Below are 13,549 nucleotides of genomic sequence, written 5' to 3' on the forward strand. Positions count from 1 at the left end.
CCGTTTTATGACGACTTATTATTTTCATCGTATTCTCCTTTTTTTTGCAATTATAGGGGATAGTTTGTGAAAGATTATTTATTTCGTTCTTGGGTTAGTCTCATCATTATCTTTTCCACAGTTATTTTTTGCTGAATCCATCATCTCATAGTATTCCTAACTTTTTTCAATCTCGCAACATGATGAGTATTCGTAAATATTTTTCTTGTTCTTCATTTTCCTCACTTTTTACCAACAGTTGCCTGCGAACGTTCCTTTTCTCTGCTTTCGGATGGCTATCATTTGCAGTCATGTATTTCATTTCAATTTGTGTTAATCATTCCTTAAGCTATTATTATTATAATAAATTGATCTTTGATTTTGTCCTTTATGTCGCCTCGCTCGGTGTTCCTTCCAAACGATGCGCTCATAAATAGTTTCAAAAGAAATGATTATTCTGCCATCATCTCATTCCTTGAGAATGGACGAACAAAAAATAGGTGAGGAGTGAGACTATGAAAAAATACCGCTGGCTCATGTGGCGAAAAGTACTAATTTTCTTCATCATTGCCGTAATCATTGCCACAGCGATTTGGGCAGGAGGACAGGTTGCTCAGAATATCGCTGTGACAGCATTTAACCTGATTTTCCAACTATTCTTTGCCGTACTCTTTATGATCATTCAGTTTGTTGCCCTCTTTTGGTTCCTTGCCCGGGGACGAACCTATTGGATCATGCCCGGCGAAACAGGATCGAGCTGGGACGATTATCGAGGCAATCCTGAAGTCGTTGAAAATGCCAAACGCATCGTTACCTTGCTCAGAGGTGTCAAAGATTTCAAGAAAATGGGCGGTCAGGCCATCCGCGGGATGCTGCTTTGCGGGCCTCCGGGAACAGGAAAATCTTATCTCGCACAGGTTGTCGCAAATGAAGCTCAGGTTCCTTTCGCCTATGCTTCGGCACCAAGCTTTCAAAATATGTTCTTCGGTGTTGGTAATCTTAAAGTAATGAGCCTCTATAAAAAAGCTCGAAAGCTAGCAAAAACCTATGGTGCCTGCATTATTTTCATTGATGAAATCGATGCGATCGGCATGTCGCGGCAAGCAAACGGAGGCGGAGGTGGAGGACTTGGCGCGATGTTCGGTATGGGCGGCTCCGGTTTGCTCAACGAACTTCTGCTGCAAATGGACCCGCCGAATATTGATCATTCACGGTTTGCCAAGCTGTTCCGTGCGCTTGGGCTCAGGCACAAAAAAGCAGAGCGCCGCGCTGTATTGACCATCGGTGCAACCAATTTACCGGACGTCCTGGATTCCGCTTTACTTCGTCCCGGTCGATTTGATCGAAAGCTCTGGGTCTATCCTCCTGACTATGACGGCCGCGTAGATGTATTTGACTACTATCTCGCAAAGGTTAACCGAGATGAATCACTGACTGCGCAAAAAGCGGCATTAGACACCATCGGCTATAGTCCGGCACAAATCAAGCATATTGTGAACGAGGCCATCGTCATTGCACATCAGCGCGGCGCGAATGGCGCGAATTATGAAGACTTCAGAGCTGCCATGGAGACCTATGAATGGGGCTTGAAGCAGCCGCTTCGCTCAATGAGCGACGATGAAAAACGAAATGTTGCCTATCATGAAGCCGGCCATGCCGTTGCCCAATATTTGTTGAAGCCTCATGAACGCGTCTGGAAAGTGACCATCATCCGTCGAGGCAGCGCGCTCGGACTTGCCGCAACGAAACCAACCCATGAGCGTTATAATCAAAGCGACAGCGAAATGCTGGCGGAAATTCAAGTATGCCTCGCATCACGCGCGTCCGAAGAACTCTTTTTGGGAAAAAAATTAAACGGCGTTACCTCCGACCTGCAGCAAGCAACCGAGCTCGCCGGTGCCTATCTTGGCGCAGTCGGCATGGGCGACGAATTGTTCAGCTGGCTTTCTACAGGTTCACTAACGGACGCACTTAAACAGCTCCGTCCTAAAATCAACACATTATTAAAAGATCAGATGAACCAAGTAAAAACATTAATCGAAGAACAGACGGAATTTGTTCATGCCATTGCGAGAGAACTATTGACACGCGGTGATCTCACCGGAGAAGAAATTGATGCACTTTATGTTAATCTATATGGTCACGAGCGTCCAGAAGTGCCTGAAATCAAGGCATTAGGAACTGCCTCTGACGTGAAAAATTCGTCTGAAACTATTGCAGAAAAAAAAGAAGATTAAAGCAAAGAAACAGAGGCTGCTCACACGTCATGATACGACGATGAGCAGCCTTTTTTTACCAACATTCAAATGAAGGACATCAACGGTGAATTTTTGAACCATATATATTTTTATTGATTGTCTCAGATGTCAGAAAGGCAGCGGAAGCGGACAGCAGTGAAACGATCATAACGTAAAATGCGAGATAGTACCACTGATCTCCATCAACAGCAGTCAGCCATTTGGCAATAAACGGAGTGAACCCCCCTGCCACAATCGCACCTAATTGTGCGCCGATGGATGCCCCACTGTAACGGACGGAAGGGCCAAACATCTCGGTAAAAAAGGCCGGCTGAACCGCATTAATCGAGTTGTGCCCAACATTGATAAATAGAAAATAAGCTAGCATCAACAAGGCAAAGGAGCCACTTTCGACGAGATAGAAAAATGGAAAGACGAAGGCCGCTGCGAACAGCGCACCAAAAATATATACCGGACGACGGCCGATCTTATCTGAAATATACCCGAACAGTGCGTGAGCTGGAAATGCAATGACACAGGTCAGCATGACAACAGACAGCATCATCCCGTTGCTTACACCGAGCTGCTCGGTAGCATAGGAAACTGCAAAAACAGTGGCAAGAAAAAAGGGAACGCTTTCCGCAAAGCGCAGTACCATAATGGTCAGAAGCTTCTTCCATCCCTTTTTCACAACCCGAAAAACGGGACTTTTCTGTACAACCTGCAAACCGCTTTTTTCGATTTTTTCTTTTTTCTTCAATTTTTCAAAGACCGGTGTCTCCTCAAGATGTATGCGCATATAAAGGCCCACAGCTACAAGCACGCCACTAAAGAGAAAAGGAATTCTCCAGCCCCATGAAAGCAGCTGTTCCCGATTCAGCATTGTCACAAGTGCGAACATTCCTGTTGCCAGCAGCTGTCCGGAAAAACCGCCGGTCTGAGGAAGAGCACCTGCCAAGCCGCGTCTGCTCGGTGATGCGCTTTCAACAACGTAAAGCATCGCGCCGCCCCATTCGCCACCGACCACAAAGCCCTGCATGAAACGTAAAAGGACGAGCAGAATCGGCGCCATGATTCCGACTTGCTGATAGGTTGGCAGAATGCCGACAAGCATCGTAGCCGCGCCCATACCAAGCAACGTAATCACAAGCGCCTTTTTCCTTCCTAGAGTATCGCCATAATGCCCGAAAAAGGCTCCGCCAAGCGGTCGCGCGATAAATCCGACACCAAAAGTTGCAAAGGCTGCTAAAGTTCCCGCCAAAGCACTGATATTGGGAAAAAAGATCGTATTAAATACCAAAGCCGCAGCAAGCCCATAGACGAGAAAATCATAAAACTCAATTGTATTTCCAATCCAGCTGGAGATAATTACCTTGCGAAGCTCAGAAGGCTTGCGTCCTGAAAAGTTTCCCGGATCTCTATCTTGAGCTATTTCGGTTGTTTCTTTTTCCAACTTACTCATTACCAGCACCTCTTCAATTACGATTTTGGTCCCGCTCTATTATTGAATTTTCTTCAGTGTCTTCAGTTATAAGCAGCAAAATATGGCATGTGGAGGAGGAGATCACGAAGAGTTGAAAAGTTTAATGATGAATCGAATTAAATATTCTATACCCTTAGATTATTAATCGAAACCATTTCTATAACAAAAGGGTATCGTTTTTGATTATTTATAATGAAAGCACAAAGCAGACTATTCCTCCGAACAGGGATAATCTGCTTTGTTTGTATACGATTCATTTGTACTCAATAATTAATCCAATTCCCTTTTTTCCTTCAACAGCTCTTGAAACTCCTGCTCCAATTCATCAGATGGTTCGATACTTAAACGACCAAGCACCGCTGCTATTTTTGTTTCGAGCACGAGACGTTTGTCCTTTTCGAGATCTCGATTCTTTTTTGGCTTGTCATTTTTGAACTGTCGGTAGTTTCCTTCAAACACGCGAATTTGTTGATTTCGAATTTCTAATATCCGAGTGGCAATGTTTTCTATAAATCGTCGGTCATGGGAGACAAAGATTACGCTTCCCTCAAACTCTTTGAGCAGCGATTCCAATGCGGCAGCCGCTTCCATGTCAAGATAATTTGTCGGTTCATCCAGAATCAGCGTATTCATATCACTTAGAAAGAGCTTGGTTAACGCCACTTTTACTCGCTCTCCGCCGCTCAGTACTCCAACCAGCTTATAAACATCGTCTTGGTAAAAATGCATCCGTGCGAGCACCGTTCGAATCAGTGTTTCCTCCTGCTTTGACGTTGCGCAGACGTTTTCAATGACCGATTTATCCTCATTCAGGATATTTAAATTTTGACTAAAATAAGCGATTTTTACAGATGGAGACAGTGTGATCCCCGTTTCTTGATTAATGATCTTCCTGATTAACGTTGTCTTTCCGCTGCCATTGGGACCGATGATGGCGAATTTATCCCCGCCCCGTATAAAGAAGCTGTTCCGACGCCAAAGCACACGTTTACCGAATTGTGCAGATACACCCTCCGCTCGAAGAATGATCCGATTCTTAAATGTTTCTGCGTTGGGCAGATTCATTTTAAGCGGCTGAATGTCTTTCACTTTTTCTACCTTTTCCAGTTTTTCCAATCGTGTTTCAATGGCGTTCGCTGTTGTCTGCAATTTCTTTTGTTTTTTGGCGAAGTACGGCTTCGCTCCCGTAATTCGAGCTTCTGATCCACTTACGTTTTTGGGCTTTTTTGTCGCCCGTTCCGCTTTTTTCTCTTTTAATTTCAAAGCGTCTTCCAACTGCTTCTTCTTTTTTTCATAGTTCTCGTAAGCGTGTTGCTGCTCGGCATGCATGGCTTCCTTCTGCTGCTCATAATCACTGTAATTGCCTGTATAAACACTTATTTTGCTGTCATTGATTTCCCATATTGTTGTACAAAGCGCGTCCAAAAACGCACGGTCATGCGAAACGATGACCAGCGCACCCTGCCATGCCTTCAGCTTCTTTTCCAGCCATTCAATGTGATCCGTATCCAAATTGGTCGTGGGTTCATCTGCAAGCAAAAGCTCAGAATCCCGTACCAGCGCTTCTTGGATATACTCTTGGGTGACTTCACCGCCGCTTTTTGTTGTATCCGTCCGTTTCAACTGCGGCAGCAGCTCACACGATGCGTGTTGAATAACTGTTCCTTCTTCAGGTACGATTTTCTCTGCTAAGATGTTGAGCAGTGTTGTTTTACCGCACCCGTTTCGTCCAACGAGTCCAATTCGATCGTTGCGATGAATGTGCAGTTGATCAATATCGAGTAACAAACGATCCTTAACATAGTGTTTTATTTTTAGAGCTTCTAACAAGATCATAAAATCATCCCCATTTTTTCATAATCAGGGACGTAAAATAGCCCCCTATCTGTTGTCAGAATAGGAGGCTGCTGTAAAAATATAGGCGAACACCAAAAAGACACCCGGTCTTCTCAAGCCGACTACAAATCACCAATCCTATTCTGAACTCCGTTTGAAGGCATAGTGGCAGTACGGTTCCCCTGCTTCTCACTACCTTCAATTGGCGGTTTCAAAAAATAGGATTAGTTTTTCATCGGCCGTTGGTTCACCCCTTCCGTTCACTCGATTACTTTCAATGTAATCAATTTACTCGCTATTGTCAAACAGCAAACCCTCTAGGCAAAAGCGATGTTCACTTTTTCAATGCTTCTTTCTCGAAAATGGATCGCTGGTTTTATCGTTGTTCCAGACATATTCAATGCCGTGAGCAACATCAGAAGCTTGCTCAGTCCCAAATTGATCGGCAACGAATCCCAGAGTCATATCGATTCCCGCTGAGACGCCGGAGGATGTATAGTATTTCCCGTCAGTGACCCACCGAGCACGCTCCACCCAGTGCACCGCCGAATTTACACTTTTTACCCAATCAAACGCGATTTTATTAGAGGTCGCTTTCCGGCCGTCAAGCAGTCCTGTCCGTGCCAAGAGAGCTGATCCGGTGCATACTGTTAAGCAAAAGGCTGCTTGTTCTGCCGCATGCTTTAACTTTTTTGTAAACTCTTCATCATGAACAAGCGGCCGCGTACCTTGTCCGCCCGGAATCAGAAGGATTCCTGACGGATCAGCTTGATCCATCGGCTCGGTCATGATCGACGTCTGCTGCCTGCTGATCACTAATCCACCGTCCATTGATACAAAATGCAGCGCATAATCGCTGATCCTTCCCAGTACTTCAACAGGGCCAAAGGCGTCCAGCGTTTCAAAATCAGGGAAAAGCAAAATGTTTACATTCATGCTGATCCTCCTTTTTTACACAAATAAGAAAGTATAAAGATTTAGAGGAATTTAGTGTACGTGCAACTAAGTCTTCGCCTTCTTCAGAGACTTGGCGAAGCCAAGTTTTCTAATCGAAACGGCACATCTAAATGACAACCACCTAATTCGAGTGAATAACGCAAATCTTGATTGCCGCGCACCGTCATTCCAAAATCGGTCGCATAAACAACAAGCCCAAGCTGGTGTCCGGCGACCAATCGATGAAATGTCGGCTGTAGGTCAACATCAATCTCATAGAATTGATTCGGCTTTAATTCGTCAACCTTCCAGGCATTTTCTCTATTTTGCAAGTTGATGTGACCCTTCGAGATCATCTTAAACGGCGTAGGAAACTTGGCCAGAGTAAATTCACGAAGCTGATCCTCACGCCAGCGATAGCCTAGATCTATTTTTCTCATAGAGTTTGGCGTTGGCGAAACGTTGAATCGTTTTGCTTTTCCGTAATCGACCAGTTGAAAGCTCAGCATACCAAAGGAATGGTTTGATGCCGCCTGAACATGAACATGTACCCGGCCGTCAATAATTTTGTCATCATCCACCGGATTTGTTTTGAACAATAGGCAGTTTGCGCTCAAAGCGTTCGGTTCATCCGCAAGAAGATCCTGTGCCCATTGATCATGGTGTGCAGCATAACGATTAAAAATGTCTTTCGGAAGACTATCTTTGAAAGATACCACTTCGTGATCCGCAGTTGCAGTAGTTAATCTTCCCTCAGCAAAATGATAGGTTTCCCTCGTTGCGCTTGGCTCAGCCCAGTCTTGATAAGCGGTCCAGGTTTCCGGAGTCACATTATCTTGCACGATTACGTTGGGCAAAAGCTCCTTCGCCCCGTTTTGGATACCGTAGAGTTCGTGGCTGATCCACAAATTGATCATGTCCGTATAATCAAGCGAACGGAAGGCGTTAATATAGATGTGCTGTCCTTGATGCAGAATGATTTTTTTCGTCACCGGCACATCCCGAAGTGCCTGCCACAATTGCTCCACCTGACCCGGTTTCACATTCCAGTCGTTCAATCCGTGAATCATCAGCACATCGCATTTAATGTTTTTCACCTTTTTGAGGTAGTTGCGCGCATCCCAGAAGGTATTATAATTACCGGATTCACGCTCCATGTCGCGTGCCATCTTTTCCATTTGCGCGTCAAAATAATCTTTGATGTGCAAATGATAATCGGCAGCGGCCTTCATCCGACTCATCGTTTCGATCGCCAGAACGTCGGCATCCTCACCAGGAAAACCATCCGGTGCAATCATTAACCCGCCTTCACGGTAATAGCCGTACCATGAAGAAATTGCCGCTTCGGAAATAATCGTCTTTAATCCTTCAACGCCGGTTGTGGCGGCGGCAGTCGCCAAGGTTCCCAGATAAGAACGGCCGGTCATTGCCACAGAACCGTTGCACCACCAAGCGGTGATCGCTATGTTATCCGTTCGATTCGTAAACGCGCGCCGTTTGCCGTTCAGCCACTCAATCACATCAATGGTGGCCTCGGTCTGCTGTGGATCACCGCAAGTTTGGATGCCGTCTGAATCAAGCGTACCAATGCCCGCAGAGTACACAGCCGCAAACCCTCGCGCCAAGAAATAATCATTCAATGTATAGGAATATTCACGGCTGAACGTCTCCGTTGCATATTTCGTTTCTCCATTGACCGGACGCGGGACCGGCAGTTCCAGTTTCTCATCATGGTAAGCAATATCCTCGTAGCTGAGGTTATTCGGCTGCTTCTCCGTCAAAGGGACATTAACGTTGTGCATTGCTTTTTCTCCGGCTTCATCATTTGTATCTTGATTATATGGACTAGCGGTGAAAAGTGCCGGAACCTTTAATCCATCTTCTGTGTCAGCCGGACGTATGATTTGAACCTTCAGCAGATCCCTCTTACCATCACCATCCGAATCCACGGAAGATTCGACATATACGACCTCACGAATCAGCTTAGCTGTATCAAAAACGGCCTGAGATTTACCGTTAAAAAAGAGCGGTTTCTGCTGCGCGGACTGATTATAAAATGGAACAAAATAGCCCTGATTCGTCAACAGATCGAGAAATGTCTGTCCATCCTTAGTGTGGGTATTCAGCAACAAATACCAAGCATCTAGAACCTGCTCTTTGGTCCACGCGCCAGACGCCGCAAGCATCGGCAGCTGCATTTTTTTCATCGCGGCCAGCGGTTCAGCAAGCGAAAAATCATCCTCCGGCAAAAAACCGCATAGCTGCAATGCGACTAAATAGAAGATATCCGCCGTAATCGGCTCACCGACATCCAAGTAGTCTTTAAGATCGGCAGTTGGTGTTGCTAAATAGTTTCGCAGTTTCGTATCAAATTCATGTTCGCCTCGCACCTTTACAAACGCTTTTTTGAGCAGCGAACGATAGGCTGCGGCAGGCGTCTGCGCGTGGTTGATTTGATCATCCAGAAAATGAATCCGTTGTAGTTCTTCGATCACTGTTTGGTGATCGGCAGTTTTTCGTGCAAATTGATTGTTTTTCATCGACAAAACTCCTCAGTAAGTAACTGCAGTTATTATATCACTCGATCCAGCACTCAGGTCTCCTATGTATTTGTCCATCAATTAACTTAAGAAAAATGCTAAAAAAGTGGACGCTTTTCTACTTCTAATGTTGATAGACATATATTCCTTTGTTCGTGCATTGACCTGCTTTTTTTGTGCATTAATTCTCATTTTTCGTGCATTGGCCACCTGTTTTCGTGCATTGAACCCTATTTTTCATGCATTGGACTTCCGTTCTTGTGCATGGCTGGATCTCTAGCTTTGATTCGTGCATTGAATTGCCATTCTTGTGCATGGCCTGATCTCTATATTCGATTCGTGCATGGATTCTCTGTTTTCGTGCATTGGCCACCTGTTTTCGTGCATTGAACCCTATTTTTCATGCATTGGATTGCCATTCTCGTGCATGGCCTGATCTATATCTTCGATTCGTGCATGGATTCTCTGTTTTCGTGCATTGGCCACCTGTTTTCGTGCATTGAACCCTATTTTTCATGCATTGGACTGCCGTTCTTGTGCATGGCTGGATCTCTAGCTTTGATTCGTGCATTAATTCTCATTTTTCGTGCATTGGCCACCTGTTTTCGTGCATTGAACCCTATTTTTCATGCATTGGACTGCCGTTCTTGTGCATGGCCTGATCTCTAGCTTTGATTCATGCATTGATTCTCAGTTTTCGTGCATTGGCCACCTGTTTTCATGCATTGAGCCCAATTTTTCATGCATTGGATTGCCGTTCTTGTGCATGGCTGGATCTCTATCCGATTCGTGCATTGGCATTTGGAAAGATCCATCAATCCAGCTGACTAACTGGCTTATTTAATCAAAAGGATCGCAGTCTCAAGCAGTAAAAAGCCCCGTCATTTGGACAATTAGGTCCATTTTCCGGGGCTTCACATTTAATCTATGTTTTTTCAATTCCACATTAAATACGATTTTCATGAGTTCTGAGTATCCGGTGCCGTCCACCTTTCAAAACGCTCATAACCTCTCCCGACATCCTTCGAAAAATGTGCGTCTGATCCAAAAACAAACGGGATCTGTTTTTTTACGGCTAACGATGCGATTTCATCGGGTGGATAGGGTTCTCTGCACCAATCTTTAAACATACCGGACGTGTTGTAATCCAATGCATACTCGCCAATGACAACTTCATTTAAAAAATAATCAATCAACTGTTCTGTCTTCGCAGAAAAGCCGGTATCCTCTTTTGTAAAGTAATTTTTGAACTTTCGGCAAAGTGTCATATGACCGATTCGCGTTGGTTTATAAATACCGAGATCTGATTTTACCAGATGACGCATCATCCCGAAATACGCCTCTTGGGCGAATTGAAAGCTGCCATAAAAAGAGACAATGCCCTGCTGATAGTCTTCCGCACTATAGTCTATCGCTCGATAGCCTCCGCTGCCCGGAAGGAAATGCAGGGATAGAATACTATGATCACTATACAAGCCATATTCGTTTAAAAAATCACGTGTCCAGTTTTCGTAATCACTAAGATAATCCACTTCAAAACCAATATGAATGTTCAGCTGTGAACGATATTTTTGCTTTAATTTATTCATTTTGTTTAAATAAGGCTCTACATCGTTTATAGCGATACCCGCTGTATCAATCGCTTGTTGAGCACCGGCGCATCGAGCCAAGAAATCAGGTGGAAGCGGCGCATGTTCAGTAATTGAATAATCCGTCATTCCCTGTTTTATCGCCGATCGAATGAATAACTCTGTATCTTCACCGGATCCATGCGGACAAAATTCACTATGTGTATGTCCATCCCATTTCATAACTGTCTTTCCCCTAACTCGGCCTATAATTTTGCTGCATATTATTGATGCAGCGTCACAACATCTTCTTGACGAATAAAGAGTGTGACATCTTTTAAATCATTCAATACTGCTTGGCCTTGATTCATTCGATCCACCCACAGTGTTCCATATTGTGTTTGAACCGTACAGCGGACCACATTGCCAAGAATATGCCGCTCAATAATTTGTCCTACCACAGAAACAGCGTCATCTTGCGGCGTGAATTCAATGGCTTCCGGGCGCAAAGCATAAGTGCTCCCTTCCTCAATGAGAGGACCAAACAAGCGCTCAATTTGTTCCTTATTTAGTTTGTTGTAATTACCGATGAAGCCTGCAACAAACTCATTCGATGGATGGAAGTATACTTGACTTGGCGTACCCTCTTGAGCGATTTGCCCGTTGTGCATGACAAAGATACGATCAGATATTGCCATGGCTTCTTCCTGATCATGGGTAACAAAAATCATGGTTATACCTAGTTTCTTTTGCAGGCGACACAGTTCGAGCCGCAATTGCTTGCGAATCTGCGCATCCAGCGCACTCAATGGTTCATCAAGCAGAAGCACCTTAGGCTCTACAACGATGGATCGGGCCAGAGCTACGCGTTGCTGCTGTCCACCTGATAATTCGCCCGGATATGACTTAGCCTTATCTTCAAGTCCTACTAATTCTAAAATTTGAGCGACTTTCTTGCTCACCGTATCCTTATCGATCCTTTTCATAGCCAGGCCAAACGCTACGTTATCGGCTACAGTAAGGTTGGGGAACAGGGCGTAGGATTGAAAAACCATCCCCACTTCTCTTTTTTTAGGTGCGAGCTTCGTTATGTCCCGCCCATCGATCATAACTTTTCCACTTTTAATTGAGTTAAGACCGGAGATTCCCCGCAACAAGGTCGATTTTCCGCAACCGCTTGGACCGAGAAGCGAAATTAATTGACCCTTTTCAATCGATAGATTCAGATCCTTGAGAATCATTTTTCCGCCAAGCTCCAGATTCAAGTTTTCAATGGTTAAGTAGCTCATGAGCAGGGCTCCCTTTTACAATTGGTTTAAATGCTGCTTCTTCACGCATCATAGAGGAACGCTTTCGATTCATATTCGTCAATTTGATAATAAGGGCGCTGATGATCACGAGCAGAATCAAATAGGTCATGACCACAGCACTTGAAAGATGGCCATTGACTTTCATCACGCGAAGCATATAAATACGAATGGTTTCAAAATCGCCGCCAAGAATCATATTTGTTAATTGAAATTCACCGAAGAAGGCAGAAAATGTAAGTAAGCTGCCTACCATAATGCCAATCTTGATGTTGGGGAGCAGAATGCGGATGAACGCGTAAACCTTTGAAGCGCCCAGCATTTCCGCAGCCTCCATTAATCGTGTTCCGTCAATCTCCTGCAAGCTGCTGCGCACGCTTTGATACATGAAGGGAAGCGAATAAATAAACAGTCCGCCCGACAATACGGCAAAAAGCGGGACAAGGCCATTTGTATAGGTGCGCATCAAACCGGTCGCAAGCACGACACCCGGAATAGCATACGGCAACAGGACAATCGGCTTGAACAAGTGATCAAACTTAGGAAGATAAATGGCAACAAGCGCAATACTTGGAACCAGAATCACGAGCACTGCCGCCAACGTAACTACCGTCAAAATTAATGAACGAGAGATTGCCGCGAGAAATTGTGGATCCTGATAAAGCTGCGCATACCACTTCAATGTATATCCAGAAGGAAGAATGGATTTTCCCCATTCAGTGGCAAATGAGTAGACGAGCGTTACCAAAATAGGCAGACACATGAAGGCAACAAATAGTGTGATGATGAATCGGTTCATCTTTTTCATTTGATATCCCTCCGGAAAAGATGCAGTAAATACTGATTGACCAGCAGCACGGCAATCATCAAGATGGAAAACAGAACGGCCATTGCACTGCCGATTTGAGGCTGGGCAAAAATATCGCCGGATACTGAACTGGCAATGCGTGTTGTGACCAAGCTGACCGTACCGCCAACCAAGGCATAAGCTGTTTCATAGGTTCCCATTCCATTGGCAAACAGGATAATGAATGTCCCCAATACACTGGGGAGAATATGCGGAATGCCAATACGCGCCCAGAAGGAAAAACGGCTGGCTCCCAGCAATGCAACTGCCTCTCCCCAGCGCTGGTCCATTCCTTTAAATGCGGGATACAGAAATAACACACCCAGAGGTACTTGAAAATAGACATACGTCAATGCAAGTCCCTGCCATGAATAAAGATTAAAGAAGCTCTGTAAAGAAATGCCCATATGCTGCAGAATCAACGTCACGAGTCCTGCATTGCCCAGTAAAATTATATAGGCAAAGGCAAGCGGAACACCGGCAAAGTTTGCCGTCATATTAATAAATAAAGTGATTTTTTCCTGTGCCTTTTCATTCATCCGGGCAAGTGCCGCAGCCACGAACATCGCCAAAACAAGACCCGCAAGTGCAGAATAGATGGAAATAAAGAAGCTGTTGCGAAACGCATCATAATAGAACGGCTGACTCAAAATCTGCATGAAATTTGCAAACGAAAATCCATCACCATTTTGATCACCGAAACTTTGCCGAATCATGATAACAAGCGGAACCGCAAGAAATAAAAGCAATACGGCCGCAAGCGGCAAAAGACAAGCTTGAGCTTGTCTTTTCCAATGCTGCTGCAAAATTCTCCAC

The 13,549-nt window shown here is 44.8% G+C and carries 9 protein-coding genes; 1 reads left to right on the forward strand and 8 read right to left on the reverse strand.

Features of this window, described 5'->3' with window-relative positions; genetic code table 11:
- Window positions 1-494 precede the first annotated feature (494 nt).
- A complete protein-coding gene (locus tag NOM01_RS15620; RefSeq protein WP_255749491.1) occupies window positions 495-2,216 on the forward strand; it encodes an AAA family ATPase in 1,722 nt (573 codons plus the stop codon).
- A 79-nt stretch (window positions 2,217-2,295) separates the two neighbouring features.
- Here the strand turns inward: NOM01_RS15620 and NOM01_RS15625 are convergent, their stop codons facing one another.
- The 8 genes from NOM01_RS15625 to NOM01_RS15660 all read right to left on the reverse strand — a co-directional run bounded on the left by NOM01_RS15625 (window position 2,296) and on the right by NOM01_RS15660 (window position 13,539).
- Entirely contained in the window at window positions 2,296-3,678 is a 1,383-nt protein-coding gene (locus NOM01_RS15625; protein WP_255749493.1) for an MFS transporter, read from the reverse strand.
- Between the two features lie 291 nt (window positions 3,679-3,969).
- Window positions 3,970-5,535 carry a Vga family ABC-F type ribosomal protection protein gene (locus NOM01_RS15630; RefSeq protein ID WP_255749494.1) on the reverse strand — a complete coding sequence of 522 codons (1,566 nt, stop codon included), beginning with the start codon at window positions 5,533-5,535 and terminating at the stop codon, window positions 3,970-3,972.
- A gap of 342 nt (window positions 5,536-5,877) precedes the next feature.
- Window positions 5,878-6,471, reverse strand: a complete 594-nt coding sequence (locus tag NOM01_RS15635) for a DJ-1/PfpI family protein (protein ID WP_255749496.1) — start codon at window positions 6,469-6,471, stop codon at window positions 5,878-5,880.
- An 83-nt stretch (window positions 6,472-6,554) separates the two neighbouring features.
- Window positions 6,555-9,011: a Xaa-Pro dipeptidyl-peptidase gene (locus tag NOM01_RS15640; RefSeq protein ID WP_255749498.1), complete on the reverse strand. Its 2,457-nt coding sequence runs from the start codon at window positions 9,009-9,011 to the stop codon at window positions 6,555-6,557.
- Between the two features lie 959 nt (window positions 9,012-9,970).
- Window positions 9,971-10,822, reverse strand: a complete 852-nt coding sequence (gene hisJ / locus NOM01_RS15645) for a histidinol-phosphatase HisJ (RefSeq protein WP_255749500.1) — start codon at window positions 10,820-10,822, stop codon at window positions 9,971-9,973.
- 41 nt (window positions 10,823-10,863) lie between these two features.
- Window positions 10,864-11,868: an ABC transporter ATP-binding protein gene (locus NOM01_RS15650; protein ID WP_255749502.1), complete on the reverse strand. Its 1,005-nt coding sequence runs from the start codon at window positions 11,866-11,868 to the stop codon at window positions 10,864-10,866.
- On the reverse strand, window positions 11,849-12,694 hold the full coding sequence (locus tag NOM01_RS15655) for an ABC transporter permease (protein WP_255749503.1): 846 nt from the start codon (window positions 12,692-12,694) through the stop codon (window positions 11,849-11,851). Before NOM01_RS15655 ends, NOM01_RS15650 begins: the two co-directional genes overlap by 20 nt.
- Complete coding sequence (locus NOM01_RS15660; protein WP_255749504.1) at window positions 12,691-13,539, reverse strand: ABC transporter permease; 849 nt, start codon at window positions 13,537-13,539, stop codon at window positions 12,691-12,693. The genes NOM01_RS15655 and NOM01_RS15660 overlap by 4 nt, the downstream gene beginning before the upstream one ends.
- Between the last annotated feature and the right edge of the window lie 10 nt (window positions 13,540-13,549).

Source organism: Sporolactobacillus sp. STSJ-5, from assembly GCF_024385605.1.
Lineage (GTDB): Bacteria > Bacillota > Bacilli > Bacillales > Sporolactobacillaceae > Sporolactobacillus.

Bases quoted from the DNA above. Each gene is read 5' to 3' on its own strand.
- NOM01_RS15620 (WP_255749491.1), top strand. From the start codon at position 495: ATGAAAAAATACCGCTGGCTCATGTGGCGAAAAGTACTAATTTTCTTC.
- NOM01_RS15635 (WP_255749496.1), bottom strand. From the start codon at position 6,471: ATGAATGTAAACATTTTGCTTTTCCCTGATTTTGAAACGCTGGACGCC.
- NOM01_RS15655 (WP_255749503.1), bottom strand. From the start codon at position 12,694: ATGAAAAAGATGAACCGATTCATCATCACACTATTTGTTGCCTTCATG.
- NOM01_RS15625 (WP_255749493.1), bottom strand. From the start codon at position 3,678: ATGAGTAAGTTGGAAAAAGAAACAACCGAAATAGCTCAAGATAGAGAT.
- hisJ (WP_255749500.1), bottom strand. From the start codon at position 10,822: ATGAAATGGGATGGACATACACATAGTGAATTTTGTCCGCATGGATCC.
- NOM01_RS15650 (WP_255749502.1), bottom strand. From the start codon at position 11,868: ATGAGCTACTTAACCATTGAAAACTTGAATCTGGAGCTTGGCGGAAAA.
- NOM01_RS15630 (WP_255749494.1), bottom strand. From the start codon at position 5,535: ATGATCTTGTTAGAAGCTCTAAAAATAAAACACTATGTTAAGGATCGT.
- NOM01_RS15640 (WP_255749498.1), bottom strand. From the start codon at position 9,011: ATGAAAAACAATCAATTTGCACGAAAAACTGCCGATCACCAAACAGTG.